This window comes from Streptomyces odontomachi, assembly GCF_024435355.1.
Taxonomy (GTDB): domain Bacteria; phylum Actinomycetota; class Actinomycetes; order Streptomycetales; family Streptomycetaceae; genus Streptomyces; species Streptomyces odontomachi.
In genome coordinates this window covers 670,353-692,626 of sequence record NZ_JAMJWG010000002.1, presented here as the reverse complement: position 1 = coordinate 692,626, position 22,274 = coordinate 670,353, and the positions used below count along the sequence as shown (strand labels likewise).

18 protein-coding genes are annotated in these 22,274 nt (G+C 70.9%); 2 read left to right on the top strand and 16 right to left on the bottom strand.

What is annotated here, in order from left to right; translation table 11 throughout:
• Positions 1–26: 26 nt before the first annotated feature.
• Together metX and NQO67_RS07550 are read right to left on the bottom strand one after the other, a co-directional pair.
• On the bottom strand, positions 27–1,187 hold the full coding sequence (gene metX, locus NQO67_RS07555; protein ID WP_255948285.1) for a homoserine O-acetyltransferase MetX: 1,161 nt from the start codon (positions 1,185–1,187) through the stop codon (positions 27–29).
• Positions 1,188–1,192: 5 nt separating this feature from the next.
• Positions 1,193–2,554 carry a bifunctional o-acetylhomoserine/o-acetylserine sulfhydrylase gene (locus NQO67_RS07550; RefSeq protein ID WP_255948283.1) on the bottom strand — a complete coding sequence of 454 codons (1,362 nt, stop codon included), beginning with the start codon at positions 2,552–2,554 and terminating at the stop codon, positions 1,193–1,195.
• Between the two features lie 488 nt (positions 2,555–3,042).
• Here NQO67_RS07550 and NQO67_RS07545 point away from each other — a divergent pair, with 488 nt between their 5' ends.
• Positions 3,043–4,575, top strand: a complete 1,533-nt coding sequence (locus NQO67_RS07545) for an MFS transporter (RefSeq protein ID WP_374118918.1) — start codon at positions 3,043–3,045, stop codon at positions 4,573–4,575.
• A gap of 82 nt (positions 4,576–4,657) precedes the next feature.
• Here NQO67_RS07545 and NQO67_RS07540 read toward each other — a convergent pair whose 3' ends face one another.
• The 9 genes from NQO67_RS07540 to NQO67_RS07500 all read right to left on the bottom strand — a co-directional run bounded on the left by NQO67_RS07540 (position 4,658) and on the right by NQO67_RS07500 (position 15,233).
• On the bottom strand, positions 4,658–5,461 hold the full coding sequence (locus NQO67_RS07540; protein ID WP_255948281.1) for an SDR family NAD(P)-dependent oxidoreductase: 804 nt from the start codon (positions 5,459–5,461) through the stop codon (positions 4,658–4,660).
• Between the two features lie 52 nt (positions 5,462–5,513).
• Entirely contained in the window at positions 5,514–6,695 is a 1,182-nt protein-coding gene (locus tag NQO67_RS07535) for a mandelate racemase/muconate lactonizing enzyme family protein (RefSeq protein WP_255948279.1), read from the bottom strand.
• The gene (locus NQO67_RS07530) at positions 6,692–7,726 is read right to left on the bottom strand and encodes an aldose epimerase family protein (protein WP_255948277.1); all 1,035 of its coding nucleotides are present in this window, start codon (positions 7,724–7,726) and stop codon (positions 6,692–6,694) included. The genes NQO67_RS07535 and NQO67_RS07530 overlap by 4 nt, the downstream gene beginning before the upstream one ends.
• Positions 7,723–8,772, bottom strand: a complete 1,050-nt coding sequence (locus NQO67_RS07525) for a zinc-binding dehydrogenase (protein WP_255948274.1) — start codon at positions 8,770–8,772, stop codon at positions 7,723–7,725. The genes NQO67_RS07530 and NQO67_RS07525 overlap by 4 nt, the downstream gene beginning before the upstream one ends.
• Positions 8,773–8,816: 44 nt before the next feature.
• A complete protein-coding gene (locus NQO67_RS07520; protein WP_255948272.1) occupies positions 8,817–10,637 on the bottom strand; it encodes a glycoside hydrolase family 36 protein in 1,821 nt (606 codons plus the stop codon).
• Between the two features lie 66 nt (positions 10,638–10,703).
• Complete coding sequence (locus tag NQO67_RS07515; protein ID WP_255948270.1) at positions 10,704–12,053, bottom strand: ABC transporter substrate-binding protein; 1,350 nt, start codon at positions 12,051–12,053, stop codon at positions 10,704–10,706.
• Between the two features lie 44 nt (positions 12,054–12,097).
• On the bottom strand, positions 12,098–12,928 hold the full coding sequence (locus NQO67_RS07510; RefSeq protein ID WP_255948268.1) for a carbohydrate ABC transporter permease: 831 nt from the start codon (positions 12,926–12,928) through the stop codon (positions 12,098–12,100).
• Positions 12,925–13,932 carry a carbohydrate ABC transporter permease gene (locus NQO67_RS07505; RefSeq protein ID WP_255948266.1) on the bottom strand — a complete coding sequence of 336 codons (1,008 nt, stop codon included), beginning with the start codon at positions 13,930–13,932 and terminating at the stop codon, positions 12,925–12,927. Before NQO67_RS07505 ends, NQO67_RS07510 begins: the two co-directional genes overlap by 4 nt.
• Before the next feature lie 245 nt (positions 13,933–14,177).
• Positions 14,178–15,233: a LacI family DNA-binding transcriptional regulator gene (locus NQO67_RS07500; protein ID WP_255948264.1), complete on the bottom strand. Its 1,056-nt coding sequence runs from the start codon at positions 15,231–15,233 to the stop codon at positions 14,178–14,180.
• 194 nt (positions 15,234–15,427) lie between these two features.
• Here NQO67_RS07500 and NQO67_RS07495 point away from each other — a divergent pair, with 194 nt between their 5' ends.
• Complete coding sequence (locus NQO67_RS07495; protein WP_255948262.1) at positions 15,428–17,485, top strand: amylo-alpha-1,6-glucosidase; 2,058 nt, start codon at positions 15,428–15,430, stop codon at positions 17,483–17,485.
• Positions 17,486–17,592: 107 nt separating this feature from the next.
• Here NQO67_RS07495 and NQO67_RS07490 read toward each other — a convergent pair whose 3' ends face one another.
• From NQO67_RS07490 to NQO67_RS07470, 5 genes are all read right to left on the bottom strand, one after another.
• The gene (locus NQO67_RS07490; RefSeq protein ID WP_255948260.1) at positions 17,593–18,288 is read right to left on the bottom strand and encodes a GntR family transcriptional regulator; all 696 of its coding nucleotides are present in this window, start codon (positions 18,286–18,288) and stop codon (positions 17,593–17,595) included.
• A 169-nt stretch (positions 18,289–18,457) separates the two neighbouring features.
• Positions 18,458–19,222: an RraA family protein gene (locus NQO67_RS07485; RefSeq protein WP_255948258.1), complete on the bottom strand. Its 765-nt coding sequence runs from the start codon at positions 19,220–19,222 to the stop codon at positions 18,458–18,460.
• 73 nt (positions 19,223–19,295) lie between these two features.
• The gene (locus tag NQO67_RS07480) at positions 19,296–20,195 is read right to left on the bottom strand and encodes an amidohydrolase family protein (RefSeq protein ID WP_255948256.1); all 900 of its coding nucleotides are present in this window, start codon (positions 20,193–20,195) and stop codon (positions 19,296–19,298) included.
• Positions 20,196–20,201: 6 nt separating this feature from the next.
• Positions 20,202–20,993, bottom strand: a complete 792-nt coding sequence (locus tag NQO67_RS07475; RefSeq protein WP_255948254.1) for an enoyl-CoA hydratase — start codon at positions 20,991–20,993, stop codon at positions 20,202–20,204.
• Positions 20,990–22,246, bottom strand: coding sequence for a CaiB/BaiF CoA transferase family protein (locus NQO67_RS07470; protein WP_255948252.1), 1,257 nt, complete (start codon positions 22,244–22,246; stop codon positions 20,990–20,992). Before NQO67_RS07470 ends, NQO67_RS07475 begins: the two co-directional genes overlap by 4 nt.
• Between the last annotated feature and the right edge of the window lie 28 nt (positions 22,247–22,274).

The window sequence follows — 22,274 nt, the reverse complement described above, 5'->3', positions numbered from 1 at the left end:
CGTTGCCGCCTGCGACGCCGTCCTCCTCAGCGGCTGTCTCGGGTGTCTGGTTCGGGAACGAGTTCGCCCACGAGCGCGGCGACCTGTGCCACCTCGATGAGGAAGCCGTCGTGACCGTAGGGGGACTCGATGAGTCGGAGGCCGTCGGCCGTGGGGATGCCCGCGGCCAGGTCCGCCTGCTGGGACGGTGGGTAGAGGCGGTCGGAGTCGACACCGGCGACCAGGGTGCGGGCGGTGACGCGGCTCAGGGCGGCACGGGTGCCTCCGCGGCCCCTGCCGATGTCGTGGGCGTTCATGGCCTCGGACAGGACGACGTAGCTGCCCGCGTCGAAGCGGCGCACCAGCTTGGCGGCGTGGTGGTCGAGGTAGGACTCGACCTGGTACCGGCCGCCGCTCCACGGACGCTCCGCGCCCTGGGGCGTACGGCCGAACCGGGCGTGCAGTTCCGGTTCGCTGCGGTAGGTGACGTGGGCGAGCCGCCGGGCCAGGCCGAGTCCGGTGTGCGGGCCGCTGCCGGTGCCGTGGTAGTGGCCGCCACGCCAGTGCGGGTCGCAGCGGATGGCGTGGAGTTGGATGTTGGCCCAGGCGATCTGCTCGGCACTCGCCGCGCCCGTCGTGGCGAGTAGCAGGAGCGCGCCGGTGCGCTCGGGATGCGACACGGCCCATTCCAGTGCCCGCATGCCGCCCATCGAGCCGCCGACCACCAGCGCCCAGCGGTCGATGCCGAGCGCGTCGGCCAGGCCGGCCTCGGCCGCGACCTGGTCGCGCTGGGTCAGAAAGGGGAAGTCACCGCCCCAGGGGCGTCCGCCCGGTGTGGCGGACGACGGCCCGGTGCTGCCCTGGCAGCCGCCGAGCACGTTGGGAGCGACGACGAACCAGCGGTCCGTGTCCAGGGCGCGTCCCGGTCCGACCAGGCCGTCCCACCAGCCGGGGGTGGGATGCCCGGGTTCGGCGGGGCCGGCGACATGGCTGTCCCCGGTGAGGGCGTGCAGGACGAGGACGGCGTTGGACGCGTCCGGCGCGAGCCGTCCCCATGTCTCGAACGCGAGCCGCACACCCGGCAGTTCACCGCCCGCCTCCAGCGGAAGCGGCCGCTCGCGGTCGTACCACCGGCGACGCCCGGGCGGGTCCCCCTCCCGCCAGGCACCGGCGGCCGGCGGGAGGGGGACCTGGGAGGGCGTCACCACGGTGTTCAGGACGCGCCCTTCACCGCGCGGAAGCCGGCCTCCAGGTCGGCCTTCAGGTCGGCGAGGTTCTCGATGCCGACCGACAGGCGCACCAGGCCGGGGGAGGCGCCGGTGGCCACCAGCTGCTCCTCGTCGAGCTGGCTGTGGGTGGTGGACGCCGGGTGGATGATCAGGCTGCGGACGTCACCGATGTTGGCGAGATGGCTGAACAGCTCCACCGCGTCCACGAACCGCTTGCCCGCCTCCACGCCGTCCCGCAGCTCGAAGGAGACCACGGCACCGGCGCCGCGCGGCAGGTACTTCTGTCCCGCCTTGTACCACTTGCTGGAGGCGAGTCCCGCGTAGTGGACGGCGGCGACCTCGTCGCGCTGTTCCAGCCACTCCGCCAGGGCCTGGGCGTTGGCGGAGTGCCGTTCCATGCGCAGGCTCAGCGTCTCCACGCCCTGGAGCAGCAGGAACGCGGAGTGCGGGGACAGGGCAGGGCCGAGGTCGCGCAGCAGCTGGACCCGCAGCTTGATGGCGAAGGCACCCGGTCCCAGCGCCGGCCAGTACTGGAGGCCGTGGTAGGTGGGGTCGGGTTCGGTGAAGTCGGGGAACCGGTCGGCGTGCGCGCCGAAGTCGAAGGTGCCGCCGTCGACGACCACACCCGCGATGGCCGTGCCGTGGCCGCCCAGGAACTTGGTCGCCGAGTGGATGACGATGTCCGCACCGTGCTCGATGGGCCGCACCAGGTAGGGGGTCGGGATCGTGTTGTCGACGATCAGCGGCACGCCCGCCTGGTGGGCCACGTCCGCGACCGCCTCCACGTCGAGCACGTCGCCGCGCGGGTTGCCCAGGGCCTCCGCGAACAGGACCTTGGTGGTGGGCCGGATCGCCGTCCGCCAGGCGTCGATGTCGTCGGGGTCGTCGACGAAGGACACCTCGATGCCCAGCTTCCGCAGGGTGTGCCGGAAGAGGTTGTACGTGCCGCCGTACAGCGACGAACTGGCGACGATGTGGTCGCCGGAGCCCGCGAGGGTCAGGATGGCCAGCGTCTCCGCCGCCTGCCCGGACGCCAGCGCGACGGCCGCGACACCGCCCTCCAGCGCGGCGATGCGCTGCTCGAAGACGTCCTGGGTGGGGTTGTGGATGCGGGTGTAGATGTTGCCGGGCTCGGCCAGTGAGAACACGTCGGCGGCATGCTTGGTGTCGCGGAACACGAACGACGTGGTCTGGTAGATGGGCGTCGCACGGGCGCCGGTGGTCGGGTCGGGGGTGGCCCCGGCGTGGACCTGCCGGGTCTCGAAGGACCAGGCGGAGGCGTCGGGCCCGGCAGGTAATTCCTCGGGGGTGTGGCCGGCGGTGGCGGAGTCGTTGGGCTGGCTCATCGGGCTGCTCCCTGGATGGAGGGTGGGAACGCGAAGGCATGAGGAAACCGCGGCGTGGTGGATCGCGCCCGGTACCGCGGTGGCGGTCAGCGTCGAACGGTGCGGGAAAGGCTCGTCAGAAGCCGGAGCGTGGCGTCAGCTTGCGGCGGAACAACCCATGGTGGTGACACGCACGTAGTCCACGTGGCGACGGGTCACAAGCACGGTCATGGAAGCAGGTAACCACAGCTGAGGCCGCATGCACCAGAACGACCGTCCCCAGTTGCGTCCCCACTTGGGCCGGGCCCGCGGCCACGACGGGGGAGGGCGGTGGGCCATGGCTGCCAGCGTGCGAGGGCGGGACGGACGCCGAAGGGTTCACTCCAGTCGCGCGGCTGCGGTGCCGACCATAGGGTCGGCCGGAGGATCCGCCAGTGCCTCGGAGGACAAGGCCGCCGACCTGCACGAACAGGCGTCCGGCCGGAGCCGGCCGGGAAGGGAGCTTGAACGTGGCGTCGAGCCCGCGGGGGCACCCGAACGGAGCCGGCACGGCGGCTTCGACGAGTGGCAGCAAGCTCGTCGCGCTCCTGGTGATCTCCTCGCTTCAGCTGATGGTGGTACTGGACATCACCATCGTCAACATCGCGCTGCCGCACATCCAGTCGGCCCTCGGCTTCTCCACGGCGAACCTCTCGTGGGTGATCAACGCCTACACCCTCACCTTCGGCGGACTGCTCCTGCTCGGCGGCCGATCAGGTGACATCCTCGGCCGTCGGCGGATGTTCCTGCTCGGCGTGCTGCTCTTCGCGGTCGCGTCGCTCCTGTGCGGTTTCGCGCAGCAGCCCTGGCAGCTCCTGGTCGCCCGCGCCGTGCAGGGTGCGGGCGGTGCCGTCGCCTCACCGACGGCCCTGGCGCTCATCGCCACCACCTTCACAGAAGGACGGGAACGCAACCGGGCGTTCGGCGTCTTCGCGGGGGTGTCCGCGGGGGGCGGCGCGATCGGACTGCTGGCGGGGGGTCTGCTCGTCGAGTGGCTGACCTGGCGCTGGATCTTCTTCGTCAACCTCCCGATCGGCCTCCTCATCGCGCTCGCCACCCCGCGTCACATTCGGGAGTCCGAGCGCAGGCCCGGACGGTTCGACGTGGTCGGGGCCTTCGCCTCGACACTCGGCATGGTCGCGCTGGTGTACGGGTTCATCCGGGCCGGGGACAAGAGCTGGTCCGATGTTCTCACCGTCGCCGCCTTCGCCGTCGCGGTCGTGCTGCTGGTGGCCTTCTTCCTGCTCGAGCGCACCTCACGGCAGCCGATCACGCCGCTCACGCTGTTCCGCGACCGCAACCGGTCCGGCACCTTCGCGATCATGTTGTGCCTCGCAGCGGCGCTGTTCGGCATGTTCTTCTTCCTGACCCTCTTCGTGCAGGAGGTGCTGAACTTCAGCCCGCTCCGCGCGGGACTGGCCTTCCTGCCGGTGAGCGCCGTCATCGCCGTCGGCGCCGCGGCCGCCTCCCAACTGCTGCCGAGGACCGGGCCCAAGATCGTGATGGTCACCGGAGCCGTGCTCGCCGCAGCCGGCCTGGGCTGGCTGACCCGCCTCGACGCCGACAGCAGCTACCCGGGCGGCATCCTCGGACCGGTGCTCGTGTTCGGTTTCGGCATGGGACTCGAGTTCGTCTCCCTCACCCTGATGGCCGTCTCCAACGTGGCCGAGCGGGAATCCGGCGCCGCATCCGGCGTGCTCAACGCGACCCAGCAGGTCGGAGGCTCCCTCGGCCTGTCCATCCTCGTCACCGCCTACAGCACCGCCAGCCGCCACAAGGCACAGGACCTGCTCCACCGGTTCCTCGCCCATGCCACGCCGGAAGAGCGGCGACGGGTGCAACGTACCGGCAGGTTGCCGCCGCAGTTGAGGGACCAGGTACTCGCCGCGGGTGTCACCGCGGCGTTCATCGTCGCCGCCCTCCTGGCGGCGCTGGCGGCGTTGATCGCCGTGCTCGTCATCGAGTCGCGCACCTCGGACCTGGAGAGGTTCCAAGGCCGATGAACGAGCCCAGCCGGCAAACCCACCTGCCGGCCGCCGGAATCCCGAGCGGTGTGAACCGTCGAACCGCGCGGCCCTGGCCGGGTCAGAAGCGGGCGGTCAGGCCGCCGTCGACGGTGAGAGTCTGGCCGGTGATGTAGCTGTTCTCCTCGCCGGCCAGGAACGCCACGGCGGACGCCACCTCGGCCGGTCGGGCGGCGCGGCGCAGCGGGAGCCTTCCCTGACCGGCGTACACGCTGGTGAACGGCTCCGCGGACAGCTCGTCCTCGCCGTTGACCACCGACATACGGGTCGCCACGAAGCCGGGTGCCACCGCGTTCACCAGGACACCGTGGTCGGCGAGTTCGAGGGCCGCGGTGCGGGTGGCGGACTCCAGTGCGCCCTTGGACGCGTCGTACGCCAGCGAAAGCGGCTCGCCGAACCGGGCGTGGACGCTCGTCACGTTCACGATGCGCCCGTAGCCCTGCTCGGCCATCGGGACCGACAGGGACCGCATGAGCAGCACCGGCGCGTGCAGGTTGACCGCGAGTGTCGTGTCGTAGCCGGCCAGGTCCAGGCCGAGCAGCGCGGAGGGATGCAGGACACCGGCGCAGTTGACCAGGATGTCGACGCCAGAGAGCCGGTGCAGGGCCGTCGTGCTCGCCTCCTGCACCGCGGCCCGGTCGGCGAGGTCGACCTCGACCACACCGGGGCCCGTCTCGCGGTCGAGGACGACGACCTGGGCGCCGGCGGTACGCAACCGCTCCACGATCGCCGCGCCGATCCCATGGGCCCCTCCGGTCACGACGGCACGCCGGCCGGAGAAGTCCGGGGACTCCCGGCGGGCTGCCGCGCCGGGTGTATCGGCGCGGGCCGCCGCGCCGGTCCCCGCCGTGTTCGCCTGGTTCATCTGTGCTCTCCCCTCGTGCGTGCGTGCCGGTCCGCAAAACCGCCGTTGCCCGCTATGGACGCAGCTCAGGGGTCCGGTACAACGTGTTCCCGCCGACGGTGATCTCGACGTCGACGAGATAGCCGCGCAGCGCCTCGAGGTCGGGCTCCAGGCCCAGGCCCGGGGCGTCCGGGGCGGCCACCGTGCCATCCGCGTCCACCTCGATGCGGGTCGTGGTGGCGTCGCGGGCCAGGGGCTTCGCCTCCACCGGGTACTCGCACAGCCGGTCCGCCTGCGCTCCGGCGTACGGCTGGAGTGCGGCGCTGAGAGCCAGGTGCGAGGTGAACGTGTGGTTCACGAACGCGACCCCCGCGGCACGCGCATGACGCGCGACGCGGGCGGCGGGCCCGATGCCGCCGATCCGGCCGGTGTCGATCTGGACGAACCCGATGCCGCCGTGGTCGATCAGGTGTTCGGCCAGCGATGGGTTGTGCGCGCCCTCGCCCGCGGCCAGTCGCACGGTGGCCGACCTGGCGGCGAGGGAACGGTACGAGCGCAGCGCACCCGAGGTGAACGGTTCCTCCAGCCATCCCACGTCCGCCTGTTCCAGCGCCGGCAGCCGCAGCGCGGCGGCGTCGACGTCCTCGCCGAAGACCGTGCCCGCGTCGACGAGCAGGACACCGTCCTCGCCCAGACCCTCGCGGGCGGCGTGCACCTGGTCGGCGTCCCCCTGCACCGAGGTGGTGCCGTAGGGGCCCCAGCCGAACTTCGCCGCCCGGTACCCGGCGCGACGTACCGCGGCAGCCTTCTCCAGCGTTTCCTGCGGGTCGTCGCCGAACAGCGAGGAGGCGTAGGGGGTCTTGGGGAACGATCTCCGGTGGCCCAGCAGCTGCCAGACCGGCTGCTCCCGGACCCGGCCGAGCAGGTCCCACAGCGCGATCTCGATGCCGGACAGGGTGTGGTCGGTCTGCAACAGGTCCAGGCTTGCGGCGCGGACCTCCGCGCTGATCCGGGCGATGTCGTCGGCGTGGTCGAGGCGCTGCCCCAGCACCGAGGCCGCGACGGGATGGCAGGCGCTGTGGGAGAGCGGCGCGACAAAGCTCGCGATCGAGGTCAGCGGCGATGCCTCGCACTCCCCCCAGCCCACGTTTCCGTCGGCCTCGGCGCGGACCAGCAGCATGTCCTGGCTGCCGTCGCCGATGTCGAGCACCTGGGGCATGCGCAGGTAGAACAGGTCGACCGAGTCGATTCTCATGACGCTCTCCCGCAGTCCGAACGGTCGCCCTCGACGCCGCCGTCGGGCGTGATGCCCGAGACGTCGGCCATCCCCTCGTAGGCCACCACCGTCAGCTCGGTGTCGATGACCTCGCCGACCGGCAGGATCCGATGCGTGCCGGCGGCCACCCCCTCGTTGACGCTGATGGGGTGGCCGGTGCAGGGTTCGAGGACGAGTACCTGGTGTGCCCGCCAGCCGCCGTACGACGCGAAGGTCCAGCAGGACCGGAACACGGCCGTGTCGAACGCCATCCCGATGCCGCAGCCGTCGGCATAGGTGACCGCGCACCAGCCGCCGTCGAGGTCGGTGGCGTACTGGAACTCGCTCACCCGCGACGCACCCGGCAGGGTCGTGCGCATGTCGTGGCGGCGGCCGGCCGCCGTCTCCTCGACCAGATACGGCCACCTGTACCAGGTGCCGGTCCGGCCGGAGCGGGGGCTGCCGAAGTCCTCGACGTACATCGAGCGTGCCCCCATCGTCAGCCGGGCCGGCTCGTCGACGGGGACCGCCAGGTGCTGCTTCCACAGGTAGGGCAGATCCCGGGAACCGGCGTTCTCGATCCGCCACCCGATCCCGAGCCGCGGTTCTCCCGCCACCAGGGTGAGCGTCTTGGTGAAGCGGCAGGCGCTGATCGGTGTGTCCAGGGACAGTCTCACCTGGACGGCGTCGGGTCCCTCCGCGACGATGCGCCAGCTCCAGGGGGAGGTCCACAGCTCGCCGTGGTCGGGGTAGACCTCGCCGGCCAGTTCTTCGGGGGCGTCGTTGGGGAACAGCTCGTCCCAGCCGCCAAAGAACACGTCGTCGTAGACCGCCCCGAAAGGCACCGGCCGTGCCGTGATCCGGGGGTTGTGCCACAGCAGGTCCCTGCCGTGGGGCAGCTGGGTCAGCTGGGTCAGCTGCCAGATCCTGCCACCGAGTGCGGGCAGCACCACGGCACGCAGCCTGCCGTTCTCCAGCACCAGGGCCTGGGTGCCGTGGAAGCTCCAGTCGGTGCTGACCCGCGCTCTCACGCCGTCACCCCGGCCGGTGCGGGGGCCGCGCCGGTCGGCCGGATCAGCACCTTGGCGGCCGGATCGCCGTCGACGAGCCGTTGGTACCAGCCGGGTCCGTCTTCGAGGGCGACCTCGACGACACCGTCGGTGAGACCGATACGGCCCCCGGCCAGCCAGGCGAGCGCGGTCCTGAAGGCCGCCTGCGGGTAGGCGAACACGCCCTGGGCGGCGATCTCACCGCGTACCAGCGAGTTCACCGGCAGGGTGGTGGCGTCGGTGTGCAGGCCGATCAGCATCACCCTGCCGCCGGGCGCCGTCGCGGCCAGGCAGGTGCGGCGGGTCTCCGCCGTGCCCGCGGCGTCGAAGGCGACGCAGACGCCGTGGCCCCCGGTCAGCTCGCGCACGTCGGCCGGCAGCTGCTCGCCGTGGTCACCCACGAGGACGGCGCCCAGGCGGGCCGCCATCCGGCGCCGCTCCGGATTGCGGTCGGTGGCCAGCACCCGAGCCACCCCGTGCGCGCGCAGCACCTGGATCAGGAAGAGACCGATCGGACCGGCACCGACCACGAGTGCCGAGCCGGCGGCATCGATCCCGCTGAGGGTGACCGCGTGCACCGCGCACGCCGCCGGCTCGGCCATGGCGGCATCCTGGAGGCTGAGACCGTCCGGTACCGGCTCGATCGCGCCGGCCGGTACCACGACGTACTCGGCGTTGCCGCCGGGCAGCGACGCTCCCAGCAGCGCCCGGTCGCGGCACAGGTGGTGCCGGGCCGTGACGCAGTAGTCGCAGCTCCCGCAGGACACCAGGGGGTTGGCGGTGACACGGGCGCCCTCGGTGGCGGACCCCGGGTCGCCGGCGCCGATCTCCGCGACCGTGCCGGACAGCTCGTGGCCGAATACCAGCGGAGGCGTCCGCAGGCTGCTCTGGCCGAGGAAACCGCTCAGTTCCGAGCCGCAGATGCCGGAGTACGCCACCCGCAGCAGCACCTCGCCGGGACCGGGCACGGGACGGTCGACCTCGCGCAGGCTCATCACGCGCGGCGCCTCGTACACCAGGGCTCGCATCCGGTTGTCGCTCCTTCGGTGGGTGTGGAGTGTCCGCTGCCGGTTCAACCGCCGGTTCCTCCGCCCACCCGGTCGATCCGGGTCAGGAGCCAGATCACCGAGGCCGCCCCCGGTTCGGGGCACCGCAGGCCGGTGCGGCCGAGTTCGGCGCCCGTGACCACCGTCGGCTGCCCGAGGTCCGCACCGTCGAGCAGTCGCACCTCGTACCGCCCGTCCGGTTCCAGGTGCCGGGGACGGACCGGCTGCCAGTCGCCGGCCCGCGGCAGCCGGAAGCCCGCCACGATCGAGCGGGCCCCCGAGACCAGCTGGAACGACGGCTGCCGATGCCCTCTCTCCTCCCGCAGCGGCTGGTCCGTCAGCGGGACCAGCACGCCGTCGGTGAGCAGCGGAGCGATCACCTCGCGGAAGCCGGTGATGTGCTCACGAAGCCTCTCTCGCAGGTCGGGGCGGATCTCGGGGAGCCGGATGCTCAGGCCGAACCGGTGCAGCACAGCGGCCCTGATCTTGGTGTCGAACTGCTGGCGGGTGATGAGGGTGCCGGAGTAGTCGACGTGCTGGAAGCGGTGTTCGCCGCGCCACTCGCTCTGCGGCCAGTGGTACAGCTGCCGGGCGGGCAGCATGCGGGCGGCGCCCCAGGTGCAGCACAGGGCGTGCTCGGTCCAGTCCGGATCCGACAGGAACAGCGCGTCGACGTGGGCGGCGAGACCGGCGTCGATCCGCAGCCCGCCGGAGCTGCATCCCTCCAGCACGAGGTCGGGGAATTCGGTGCGCAGCCGGTCCAGCAGTGCGTAGAGGCCGAGGTAGTGGCGGAGCAGGCCGTCGTCGGCGTGGTGGCCGTGATCGCTCCTGGTGCAACCGGCGCCGGGGTCGAGGTTGAAGTCCCATTTCAGCCAGCGGGCGCCGGTCTCGCGCACCAGTCCGGCGGTGGTGTCGAGGATGTGGTTCCAGCCCGCCGGGGACCCCAGGCAGACGTAGCCGAGGGCCTCGCCGTCGGGTCCGGTCGCGATCAGGTCCGGCCGGTCGCGGGCGGTGCCCGCCTGGGTGCCGATCGCCTCGCCCTCCAGCCAGATGCCGAAGGCGACGCCGCGCTGCCTGGTCTGCTCGGCCAGCCAGGCCAGGCCGTGCGGGAAGCGGGCGGTGTTGACCCTGTGCCAGTCGCCGCGCTGCTCGTACCAGTCGCTGCCGGCATCGGCGTCCCCGAACCAGCCGGCGTCGAGGAGCGCCACGTCAAGACCCAGGTCCCCGGCGATCGCAGCGTTGGCGAGGAACGTGTCCTCGTCGATCTCGGCGTCCTCGTACGGCCACCAGTGGTTCCACTCGGTGAGCGGTGGTGGCCCCGGGGGTGTCTGGCCCAGGAGATGCCGCGCGAGCGCGGCGGAGGCGTCGGTCAGGTCGGCGCCCCAGGCGATGCTGACCTCGGGCAGGGTGAACGTTTCCGCCCCGTCGAGCCGTACCTGCTGGCCGCGGGGGTCGAGGCCGACCTGCACCGCCGAGCCGTGGGCGCCGGGGGTGTGGGTGATCCGCCAGTTGCCGCTCCAGTGCAAGGTGATCACGTAGGCGCCCTGACCGGTGTCGACCCCGAGCCACGGGACGGCGCCCTGGCCCGACCGGCCGCTGGTCACCCGGAGGGTCCCGGTCGCCGCCGGATCGAGGGAGGTCGGCTCGTACTCCGTGCCCCAGCCGCTGGTGAAACCGTGCACCGCGGTGGCGGGCGGCAGCGTCACGGTCGCGACGGTCGGCTCGGTGCCTCCCCGGGCGCCGCGCGAGACCGCATAGGTCGTCGCCGTGTCCGACGTGTGCATGGGGGCGATCGTGTCGTCCGGGTTGGTCGGTCGGACGACGGGCAGCGGAAGGAGGGCGGGCATGGGGCTGGCTCCTTGGGGGCTGGGGTCTGCCGTTGGGGCGACGGGGGTCGGCCGCGCGGGGGCGGGTCAGGCGAGCAGCTCGGTGGCGCCGTCCTGCATCTGCTTCGCCGCGGCATGCGGGGTCACTTTCCTGGCCAGCAGTTGCTCGATGCTGTTGGCGAACGGCTCGCTGAAGATCTTCTGCATGTTCTGGGTGTAGATGTCGCCGATGCGGGCCTCGGGGAGCTTCTTCATCGCGTCGGCGAAACCCCGTGGCATTCCCTTCAGCATGGCGGCGGATTCGCGGGCCGCGTTCTGCAACGGGATCCAGTCGTGGTCCTTGGCCATCTGCTCCTGGAAGGTGGTCGCGCTCCAGGTCGCGAAGGCCTGAGCGGCCGAGAGCGCCGGCGAGTTCTTGGGAATCACCCAGCCGCCGAGCCAATAGGGCGCAATGCTCTTGCCCTGGTACAACGGCAGCGAGGTCATGGCCCAGTTGCCCTTCATCTGCTTGTACGTCGCGATGTTCCAGGTACCGACCGGAGTCATCGCGTACGTCCCGGACTGGAATCCCCCGTTCTGCTGCCCGATGGCGGCACGCTCGTCCGGTCGGGGAGCGATGTGTTCGTCCCACATCAGGTCCTGGATGAATTTCAGCGCCGCGACGTTGGCGGGTTCCGTGAACCGGAACTTCCTCGGCTCCAGCGGCCGGTCCACGAAGGCGGTGCCGGCCGCCCAGCTCAGCGTCTGGATGCCCCACCACGTCCCACCGAGGTCACCGACGTCGAATCCCCAGCGGGTGACCTTCGCACCGGAGGTCTTCTTGAGCTTGCGCGCGGTCTCGATGACGCGGTCGTACGTCCAGGTGGGGTCGGGGTAGGACAGGCGGGCGTCGTCGAAGTGGTCCCTGTTGTAGAACAGCGCCATCGACTGGACGTTGTCGGGGATGACGTAGAGGTTCTTTCCGTCGAACCGCCACGGGTCGTACAGCTGGGTGCGGTACTTCGCGGGATCGGTGATGCCGCTCTTGCCGACCACCGACTCCTCGTCCTGGAGCAGCCCGCGTTTGTACTGGGCGTAGGCCTGGACGTCCCAGTAGTACATGTCGAACGGTTTATGGGCGGCATATTGCAGGTCGACCTTCTGCCAGAACTGGTCGTAGGGCAGGAAGTTGATGTGGGCGCTGTACTTGCCCGCGAAGTGCTTGTTGAACATCTGGACCCGTGCGCGGAAGTTCGCGTCGATGGCCGGGCCGTTGGTCCAGACGTACACCTCGACGTGCTTCTTGTTTCCCGGTGCGCCGCTCGATGCCGAGCAACCGGCGACGGTGAGTGCCGAGCCGGCGGCCAGGCCACCGAGCAGGGTGCGGCGGGACAGCCGCCGGGCCGTGCGGTCGGTGCCGGTGGGCGGGTGCGGGAGCTGTTCGGACGGTCGGGTCATGGGGAGCCTCGTTTCGAGTCCGCCGGGCTGGTGGCGGGACGGTGCTATTTGGAGAGTCCGCTGACCGCGATGCCGCGGATGAAGTACCGCTGCGCCAGCAGGAAGACGACGATCGAGGGCAGGGAAGCGATGGTGGTGGCGGCCATCAGCAAATGCATCTGCGGGCCGACCTTGGGAGATCCGGCGAATGTGGAGAGGGCGACGGCGATGGTCCACTTGCTCTCGTCCGTCAGGTAGATCACCGGCCCGAAGAAGTCGTTGTAGGCGCCGATGAAGGTGAACACCGTCACGGTCGCGATGACCGGCCAGCTCAGCGGTATGAAGATGTTCCACCAGATCCTGAAGTATCCGGCGCCGTCGATTCGGGCGGCATCTTCGAGCTCTTTCGGAATGCGGAGGTAGAACTGCCGGAACAGGAAGATGAAGAACGCCGACCCGAAGAAGGCCGGGACGATCAGCGGCTTGAAGGTGTTCACCCATCCGATCTGGTTGAAGACGATATAGGTGGGCACCAGGGTCACGGTGGTCGGCAGCATGAGGGTCGCCATCAGCGTCATGAAGACGGCGTTCTTGCCCGGGGCGCGCAACCGGGCGAAGCCGTAGGCGCAGAACGAGCAGCTGAGCAGCGTGCCGGCCACCACACCGGTCACGACGGTGGCCGTGTTGAGGATGTAACGCTGGAACGGGGCGATGGCCAGTACGTCGATGTAGTTGCGCCACTGCGGCGTGAATCGCCAGACCGGCGGATCGACGAACACCTCGTGCGCCGACTTCAGCGAAGTGAGGACCATCCAGATCACCGGCGTCAGCACGAGGAAACAGCCGACCGAGGCGATCACGGCCCGGATGACGGTGGAGGTGCGGGTCCGCATCATTGTTCCGACTCCTCGGTGTGCACCCATTTCGGGGAGGACCAGAAAACCAGCAGGGTGAGGATCAGAACGATCGCGAACGCCACCCAGGCAATCGCCGACGCGTAGCCCATCTTCAAGTAGACGAAAGCGTTCTTGTACAGGTAGAGCGGCAGCAGCAGGGTCGAGTTGTCGGGCCCGCCATTGGTCAGCACGAACGGCTCGGCGAACACCTGGAGAGCGTTGATGATGCCCATCACCAGGTTGAAGAAGGTGACCGACGACAGCATCGGCACGGTGATGTGGAGGTGCTGCCGGAACCGGCCGGCGCCGTCCACCTGGGCGGCCTCGTACAACTCCTTCGGCACGCCTTGGAGTCCGGCCAGATAGATCAGCATGGTGCCGCCGAAGCTCCACAGGGACATGATGATCAGAGCCCGCAGCGACCACTGCTCGTCGGTCAGCCAGGAAGGGCCGTGCACGCCGACCCGCCCGAGCGCGATGTTGACCAGCCCGTAGTCGCTGTTGAACAGCCACCGCCACACCATGGCGACCGCCACACCGCCGATCACGCTCGGCAGGTAGTAGGCGGCACGGAAGAACGCCATCGCCGGGATCCGGGAGTTGAGCAGGATCGCCAGCACCAGCGCGACGACCATGGTGGCGGGCACGCTCACCACTCCGTAGACCAGCGTGACCTTGAGCGACTTCCGGAACAGCGGATCACCGGCGAGTTCGCCGTAGTTGTGCAGGCCCACCCACTTCGGCGACGCGAGCATGTCGTACGAGGTGAAACTCAGCAGGAACGACGCGATCATCGGGCCGAGCGAGAACAGCAGCAGTCCCAGGACGGCAGGAGCGATGAACAGGTAACACCAGCGCGCCTCACGCCGCGCCATCACGCTGCGCACCCGCCGACGGCGCCACCGGAACGGTGCGTCCCCGCTCGGACCGGCGCTCGGACCGGCCGCCGCGGCACCCGCCGTCGGGCGCGGGGTGGCGGCTACTTCGACACTTCGGCGTGGCATTTCCACTCTTCCTTGGGATTCCGGTGGCCGGCCCGCACGACCCGGGCCTCGCCCCGTCCGTACCGGTCCGGTTCTCGTCGCACGGTGGCGACCGGCCCACGCACGGGATCGCCGGGGCCCGGTCCGGGAGGTTCGGGCGGTCCGGGCGTGCCGGCAGCGCCCGTGGCGGCCGCGGCAGGTGACGCCCGTGGCGGGCACAGACGTGCGGAAGATCGCGGGCCCACGTCCTGGGCCGGGTGTGCGTATCAGACGGATAAGGGAGCGCACGCGGCGCTGTCGCGCACGATGAGGGCAGGGCGCAGCAGCAGGCGCTCCGGCGGGCCGTCAGGCGTGGCTATGCGGGCCAGGAGCATCCGCATGCAGGCGCGGCCCGCCTCCTCGAGGGGCTGGGCCACGCTGGCCAGGCCGGGTGAGAGCAGGGCGGCAGCGGGGGAGTCGTCGAAGCCGATGACCGCGACATCGCGACCCGGGGCCGACCCCCGCTCGGCCAGGGCGCGGAGACAGCCGAGGGCAAGGGTGTCGCTGGCGGTGACGACGGCGGTGGCACCGCCGTCCAGCAGCGGTACTGCGGCGGCGTGCGCGGTGTCGACGTCGTCGACGCTGGAGGCGCGGCGTCCGCGGACCGGCAGCCCGTGCCGCCGCATGGCGCGGCTCCAGCCGGCCGCCCGGTCGTCGCCGATGCCGGAACCGCGGGGCCAGCCGAGGAACGCGATCCGGCGGTGGCCGAGGGCGACAAGGTGCTCGACGGCCTCGTCGGTTCCGGCCGCGCCGTCGACGTCCACCCAGTCGCCGACTTCGCGGCTCGACCAGTGGCGGCCGAAGGCGGCGAACGGAATGGCGCGCTTGGCCAGCCAGGCCTGGCGCGGGTCGCCACGATCGGTGTCACTGAGCACGAAGGCGTCCACGGCGTGCTCGCGCAGGAGTTCCTCGTAGCCGCCGAGGCGATCGGGTCCGCTGGGGGAGGCGAACAGCAGGATGTGGTAACCGGCCTCGTCGGCGGCCTGGGACAGGGCGTGCAGGAACCGGTCGAGAACGGGGGTGGAGACCCCGGGAGCGGTCGGTGCGATGCCGTATCCGATGAGTTTGGAGGAGCGGGTGCGCAGCGCACTGGCCGACCGGTTGCGCCGGTAGCCCATCTCGTCGATGGCGCGGCGGACCCGCTCCAGGGTCTCAGGACGCAGCAGCTCCGGAGAGTTGAGAGCGTTGGAGACGGTCTGCGGTGCCACCCCGGCCCGCTGCGCGACCATCGCGAGCGTGACGGGGCCCCGCCGCTGTGCGGGCGGGGTGGAAGGGTGCGCCATCGCGGTCTCCACGCTCCTCGACTGCCCTGAGCTCTCTCAGTGCATATTGCTTGGATCGATCCAACGCCCCTATACGCTGCTTGACTCGGCCGTTAGTGTCTTAGATCGATCCAACGTTCTACGAGAGGCTGCGCCCAGTGGAGACGCCTGTCAAGACATCGAACGAACTTCAGCCGTTCCTGCACGACGCTTGCGTGAGCCTGTACGCACCGAGCCTTGTGGTCTCCCGCCCCGACGGGCGGATCGGCGGCCCCGGGGACGGCTTCTTCCACGGCGACCGCCGGTGCCTGTCCCGGCTGGAGGTGGACGCACCCGGAATTCCCGTGGCACCGGTGGGCGGCGGTGTCACGGGTGCCGACACGGCGGCGTTCCGCGCCGTTCTCCGGGGGGTCGGCGAGCACACCGCCGATCCGGCGGTCACGCTGGAGCGGCGGCGCCGGGTGGCGCCGGGACGCCTGACCGAGACGCTGGAGCTGGTCAACTCCGGGCCGGCAGAGGTGGCGGTCCGCCTCACGGTCATGGCAGCGTCCGACTTCGCCACCATGGAGCAGGTCAAGGCAGGCAGGGCGACCGCGGAGACGACCGCGGCGGCGGACGCGGCGGCGGACGGCGGCGGACTCGTCTGGACGGACCGCTCCATGACGGTGCGTCTGACCAGCACGCAGGCGCCCGCGGCGGTCGACGGGCCGGCCGGACGGCTCCACCACGACGTCCGTCTCGCCCCCGGCGCGCGCTGGTCGACCGAGCTGGTGGTCGTCGCGGAGGACCGCAGCAGCGTGCTGTTCCCGCCCGCCCCACCGGACGCCGCCCTCTGGCGCACCCCTCACCTGCTCAGCGCCGACCGGCGGTTCGACCACTGGGTCGAGCAGTCCGCCCACGATCTGCGCCGGCTCCTGCTCACCGACCCGCAGGGCGACGGCGACCTGTTCCTCGCCGCCGGCGCGCCGTGGTTCCTCACCCTCTTCGGCAGGGACTCGCTGTGGACCGCCCGGATGCTGCTGCCGCTCGGCACCGAACTGGCCGCGGGTACCCTGCGCACGCTCGCCCGCCGTCAGGGCACGGTCGTGAACCTGGAGACCGAGGAGCAGCCCGGCAAGATCCTGCACGAGGTGCGGCGGGAGGGCGTCGGGCTGCCGCCCCGGTACTACGGCACGGTCGATGCCACGCCGCTGTGGGTGACGCTGCTGCACGACGCGTGGCGCTGGGGCCTCGATCCGGAGCAGGTACGGGCGCTGCTCCCGCACGCTGAGGCCGCGCTGGCCTGGATGGCCGAGCACGGTGACGCGGACGGCGACGGTCTCCTGGAATACGTCGACCACACCGGGCGCGGCCTGTCCAACCAGGGCTGGAAGGACTCGGGCGACTCGATCCGCTACCGCGACGGCCGGATCGCACGGGCCCCGATCGCGCTGTGCGAGGTCCAGGCGTACGCCTACGAGGCGGCCCGCTGCGGTGCCGCCCTGCTGCGCGCCTTCGACCGGCCGGGCGCTGACCGCTGGGAGGAGTGGGCCGACCGGGTACGGCGGAGCTTTCGCGAACGGTTCTGGGTGGAGGACGCCACGGGCCGCTACCCGGCCGTCGCGCTCGACGCAGACAAGAAGCCGGTGGACTCGGTCACCTCGGGGTTCGGACACCTGCTGGGCACCGGCCTGCTCGACGCCGACGAGAGCGCGGTGCTCGCCGCCCGGCTCTGCGCTCCGGACCTGGACGCGGGGTTCGGCCTGCGCACCCTGAGCTCGCAGAGCGTGGGCTTCAACCCGCTGGGCTACCACATCGGGTCGATCTGGCCGCACGATACGGCGATCGCGGTACAGGGCCTGGTACGTGCGGGCTTCCCGGAGGCCGCGCGCGGTCTTGCACGCGGTCTCGTGGCGGCCGCCGGGGCGTTCGACGGGCGGCTGCCCGAGCTGTTCGGCGGGCACGGCAGCGCCGTTGACACGCGGCCCACACCGTATCCGGCGTCCTGCCGTCCGCAGGCGTGGGCGGCGACCGCTTCGATCTCCCTGCTCCAGTCGGTGCTCGGCCTGCACGCGGACGTGCCCGGCGGGACGCTCACCGTCTCACCGGCGCTGGCGGGGGAGTTCGGCCCGCTCAGTGTCACCGGCCTGGCGGTGGCGGGCGAGCCGATGGAGATCACGGTGCAGCCGGACGGCACCGCGGACGTCCGTGCCGCGGCGGGGCTTTCGGTGCGCACGAGTGCGGTGCAGGCCACGAGTGCGGTGCGCACCACGAGTGCGGTGCGCACCAGCTGACGCGGAGCGCGCTCGTGGACGTCGTGCGGATGCGGCGCCGATACGCGGGCGGGGTGGCGTCGCGAGGCCACCCCGCCCTCCGGCCAGACACGGTGGGGGGACGCCCCTCAGTCGGGGTGCACCAGGGTGTCGGACGGCGGCCAGTGGTCCGTGAAGGAGCGCTCGCCATGCGTGGCGAGGGCGTGCAGGACGGCATCGCGGTCGCCCGAGGCGATCAGGTCGAACAACTCGCCATGTCGGGCGACATGGACGGCCAGGTCCTCGTGGTAGTGCTCGCGCTCGTACAGGTTCAGGGCCATGCACAGGACCAGCTGACGGTGCAGCGACTCGTACATGGTGATCAGCCTCTTGTGATCGGCGAGTTCGATGATCGCGCGGTGGAAGAGGTAACCGCAACGCACCAGTTCCGCCCGGTCTCCCTTGTCGGCGCACTCCCGCATGCGGTCCAGGGCCGTGCGGCAGTTCTCCAACCGGGCCGGTTCGTGCACCGGCACACCGAGTTCGACGGCCAGTCGCTCCAGCGCCGAGCGCAGCGTGAGGATCTCGTGGACGTCCCGGGCCGCCAGCTCCATGACGGTCATGCCCCTGCGCGGAGCCATGGTGATCAGGCCCTCCTGCTGGAGGAGGCGCATTGCCTCGCGCAACGGTGGGCGGCTGATGCCGAGTTCGGCCGTGAGCCGTTCCTCGATCAACCGGTCTCCGGGGCGCAACTCTCCGGCGAGGATCATCCCCCGCAGCTGCTCGGCGGCGAGTTCGACCAGGCTGGGCGGGTCGATCCGGCGTGAGGCCGGGGGGTTGTCCATCGTGCTCCCAATCTGCCGCGGTGGTCCGGACCGTCCGGGGGGCCGACCGAACGGTCGGGTCTGCCCGTTTTCACGTGCCTCGCCGGTCCTGTAGACAATAGACTAGTGGCGCTGCACGCGTGCGGAATCCTGCCTCGCGGCCGTGCGCCGGCCGCGAGGCAGGGGAGGGTCACACGTCCGCGTAGTAGGCCTCGATCGCCTCCACGTCGACCGTGCGGTCCGTCGCCAGGCCGAGACGTTCGTATTTGGAGCGCCGGGAACGCATGTCGGCAAGCAGGATCGCGCGTGCGTGCCCTGCCACCTCAAGCGCGACCTCCTCCGGCACGACGACCACCCCGTCATCGTCGGCACCGACGATGTCACCCGGGTTGACCTGCACTCCGCCACACGCGATCGTCACCTGCGTCTCGATCGCCATGATGCGGCCGGGGATGATGGTGCGCCCGCGGTACCGCGCGACGACGGGGGTGCGCTGCGCCACCACCTCGGCGGTGTCGCGGCAGTAGCCGTCGGTGACGATGCCGACGGCGCCGCCGAGCACGGCGCCCATGGAGTTCTCGCTGCCCCAGAAACCCACTTCTGGACCGCCGCCGGCGTCCATGACGACGACGTGGCCCGGCGCGAGGTCGTCCGGGAGGCGCGCGGGGCTGTTCTGTTCGAACCAGATCCGGTGCGCCTCAACGATGTCCTGCGTGGAATCGAGCTTCCACATCGGCTTGTTCGAGGGAACGGCACGGATCGTGGCAGCCTCGCCCCAGAACCGCATGCCCTGCCAGAGCGGTCGGACCTCGCGGTCCATGAGGCCGATGTTGAAGTACCCGATGCCGTCGAGCGCATCGACGACGTCGCACACGCGGAGCGGCTGGTAGAGGCTGCTGAGGTTGTCCGCCGAGGCCTTCTTGAACTGGGGGGACGTGCAGTCTGTGGGTGTCACGATCTTCCTGTCCTGGTTGTCGAGCGCCTTCGATGTCGTCGTCGATGCGGTCGTTGATGCCGTCGTGGTCCGGTCAGGCGGGGCGTTCCGCGGCTCCCTCCTTCCTCGTCGTGTCCGGCAGGAACCGGTGGAGCCCGTACCACCGGCAGGCCGATCCACCGAGGACCGCTTCCCGGTCGTCCTCGTCCGGGCACACCGCCGTGACGAGATCGGCGAGGTCCGCCCACGCCCTGCCGTACTCGGCGCGCAGCAGCACCACCGGCCAGTTGCTGGCGAGCATCATCCGCCGGGGGCCGAAGAGGTCGGCGACGAACCGGACGTACCGTTCGAGCGCGCCGACCTGCCAGCCGGACCACGCCGTCAACGCGTCGATGCCGACCGAGACCTTCACCGCCACGTTCGGGCAGCCGGCGAGCTGTCGCAGGTGCGATGCCCACGGCTCCCAGCCGAGCGATTCGATCGGCGGTCGTCCGAGGTGGTCGACGACGACGCGCAGCTCCGGAACCGTCTCCGCCAGGCGGAGCACCTGCCGAGTCTGCTGAGGCGTGATCGGCACGACATCCCAGACGAGTCCGCGCCGGGCGACCTCGGTGAACAGCGCCACCGAGTCCGGTTCCACGAGCCATGCGAGGGGGTCGTCCGCGATGAGACACCGCACCCCGACGAGCTTCGGTACGGCGAGCCGATCGAGCTCCTTGCGCGCGGCCGCGGCATCCGGAAGCGGCAGCCACGCGACCACGCCTGCGACCCGCGGATGAGTCCCGTACGCGGCGAGCCGCACGTTCTCCTCCGGCTCGTCCACCGACTGGACGAGCACGCTCGCGGCGACGCCGGCCGCGTCGAGTTCGGAGACGAGATCATCCGGCGTGAAGTCACGCTCGAGCGCGGTGTGCGACGCGTGCCGCCACGGCTGTTCCTGTGCCGCCGTGCGCCAGAAGTGCTGATGGCTGTCGATGGGGAGGGGAGGAGTCATGGCCGGTCAGCTTCCTGTCCAGACGGGGCGTCGGCGGGCGAGGAACGCACCTACGCCCTCGCGGAAATCCGTGCTGCCGTAACAACGGATGAGGAGGTCCTCGTCGTCGGGGACGGCGTGCGCGGCGTCGAGCCGACGCCCGATCTCCTTGAGCGCCCGGGTGGTGAGCGGCGCCGTCCCGCGCAGGCGGTGCAGGTAGGGCTCGGCCGCCTCCTGAAGGTGTCCCGGCTCGGCGAGCGCCGTCACGAACCCGGCCTCAGCGAGCGACTCGGCCGGCAGGAGCGTCGCACCGAGCAGCATTGCGTCGGTCCTGGCGACCCCGACCCGGGCACGCAGCCGGGCGACGACCGCGGCCGGGAGGCAGTTGCCGAGGGTCCGCGCGATCGGAGCGCCGAACCGCGCTCCCCGTTCCGCGATCACGAGATCGCAGCATGCGGCCACGACGAGCCCTGCGCCGACGGCAGCGCCTTCGACGAGCGCGACGACCGGCACCGCTATCGCGAGCAGGTCAGCGACGACGGCACCGACACGGCGCTCGTAGGCGACGCCGTCACGTCCGTCCGCGAAATCGACGAACTGGCCGATGTCCGTGCCTGCGGCGAACCCGTCCTCGGGGTCACCCCGGATGGTGACCGCGACGACGTCGTCCCGCTCTCCCACGTGGGCGGCGATGGACCGAAGACGGTCGTACATCGCCCAGGTGAGCGCGTTCCGGCGTCCCGGATTGCGCAGCCGGACCGCTGCGATGCCGTCGCTGACGACGAGGTCGACCCCGTCCCCGCGCTCCACGGGGCTCACGCGGGATCTCCCTGCGCCTGCCCCTGCGCCTGCCCCGGTACCTGCGTCTGCGCCTGTGCCGCACGCGTCGTCAGCTCCGCGAGCACCTCCTGGGTGTGCTGCCCCAGCAGAGGCGGGGCAGCCGCGGTCCGAACGGGTGTCCCCGAAAGCTTCAGTGGCGATCCGAGCACGTTCGTCTCGCCCTCCACGGGGTGCTGGAACGAGGTCACCATCTGGCGTGCGCGGACGTGCTCGTCCTCGGTCAGGACATGCCGGTAGTCACGGATCGGTCCCGCGGGCACACCCGCGTGCAGGAGTGCGGTCACCCAGTCGTCCGTGTCGCGCGTCACGAGGGTCCGCTGGAGCGCGTCGACGAGTTCCCGCTGGTGCGTCATCCGGTGGTCGTTGTCCACGAAGCGCGGATCGGCGAGGAGGTCCGGTGCCTCGATCACCTTGCACAGCCGCTGCCAGAGCCTTTCGTTGTTCGCGCCGACCGTCAGATACCCGTCCCGTGTCGCGAGCGCCTGGTACGGGGCCGACATGCGGTTGGCCGAGCCGAGCGGAGTCGGTGGCTCGCCCGTCGACCAGAACTCCGTCGACTCCCATACCGACATCGCGAGCGCCGACTCGAAGAGCGATGTCTCCAGGTACTGGCCGGCACCGGTGACCTCCCGGGCGCGCAGCGCCGCGAGGATCCCGATCGCGCAGAACAGGCCCGAGCCGAGATCAGCCACCGGTATCGCCGACTTCACCGGGGGCTGCCCCGCCTCACCCATCACGCTCATGATTCCGGTCATGGCCTGCGCGATGAGGTCATAGCCCGGGTACGCCGCATACGGTCCGGTCTGGCCGAATCCCGAGATGCTGGCGTAGACGATCCTCGGATTGACCGCCAGCACCGCGTCATGGTCCACTCCGAGGCGCCGGGTGACACCCGGTCGGAAGTTCTCGATGACGACGTCGGCGGTCCGTACGAGCTCCAGGAATGTCTTCCGGTCCTGATCACCCTTCAGATCCAGTACGACGCTGCGCTTGTTCCGATTCAGCGACAGGAACGCCCGACTGTCGTCACCGACGACGGACCTGCCCCACGACTTTCGGGTCTGGTCGCCGTGGTCCGGGTTCTCCACCTTGATGACGTCCGCACCCAGGTCGGCCAGGATCATCGTGCAGAACGGACCCGACATCACCTGCGTCAGGTCGAGGACACGGATACCCCCTAGTGCCGTCGGCCGCTGACCTGTGCGCGCCCCGGCGGAGTCGGGATCAGGCATGGTTGATTCCTCCTCGTTGCTCGTCGTT

What these genes read in the sequence shown, in the direction of transcription:
- NQO67_RS07490 (WP_255948260.1), bottom strand. Translation starts at nt 18,288, where the DNA reads ATGGACAACCCCCCGGCCTCACGCCGGATCGACCCGCCCAGCCTGGTC.
- NQO67_RS07515 (WP_255948270.1), bottom strand. Translation starts at nt 12,053, where the DNA reads ATGACCCGACCGTCCGAACAGCTCCCGCACCCGCCCACCGGCACCGAC.
- NQO67_RS07540 (WP_255948281.1), bottom strand. Translation starts at nt 5,461, where the DNA reads ATGAACCAGGCGAACACGGCGGGGACCGGCGCGGCGGCCCGCGCCGAT.
- NQO67_RS07500 (WP_255948264.1), bottom strand. Translation starts at nt 15,233, where the DNA reads ATGGCGCACCCTTCCACCCCGCCCGCACAGCGGCGGGGCCCCGTCACG.
- NQO67_RS07550 (WP_255948283.1), bottom strand. Translation starts at nt 2,554, where the DNA reads ATGAGCCAGCCCAACGACTCCGCCACCGCCGGCCACACCCCCGAGGAA.
- NQO67_RS07525 (WP_255948274.1), bottom strand. Translation starts at nt 8,772, where the DNA reads ATGCGAGCCCTGGTGTACGAGGCGCCGCGCGTGATGAGCCTGCGCGAG.
- NQO67_RS07470 (WP_255948252.1), bottom strand. Translation starts at nt 22,246, where the DNA reads ATGCCTGATCCCGACTCCGCCGGGGCGCGCACAGGTCAGCGGCCGACG.
- NQO67_RS07520 (WP_255948272.1), bottom strand. Translation starts at nt 10,637, where the DNA reads ATGCCCGCCCTCCTTCCGCTGCCCGTCGTCCGACCGACCAACCCGGAC.
- NQO67_RS07510 (WP_255948268.1), bottom strand. Translation starts at nt 12,928, where the DNA reads ATGATGCGGACCCGCACCTCCACCGTCATCCGGGCCGTGATCGCCTCG.
- NQO67_RS07480 (WP_255948256.1), bottom strand. Translation starts at nt 20,195, where the DNA reads ATGACTCCTCCCCTCCCCATCGACAGCCATCAGCACTTCTGGCGCACG.
- NQO67_RS07505 (WP_255948266.1), bottom strand. Translation starts at nt 13,932, where the DNA reads ATGCCACGCCGAAGTGTCGAAGTAGCCGCCACCCCGCGCCCGACGGCG.
- NQO67_RS07535 (WP_255948279.1), bottom strand. Translation starts at nt 6,695, where the DNA reads ATGAGAATCGACTCGGTCGACCTGTTCTACCTGCGCATGCCCCAGGTG.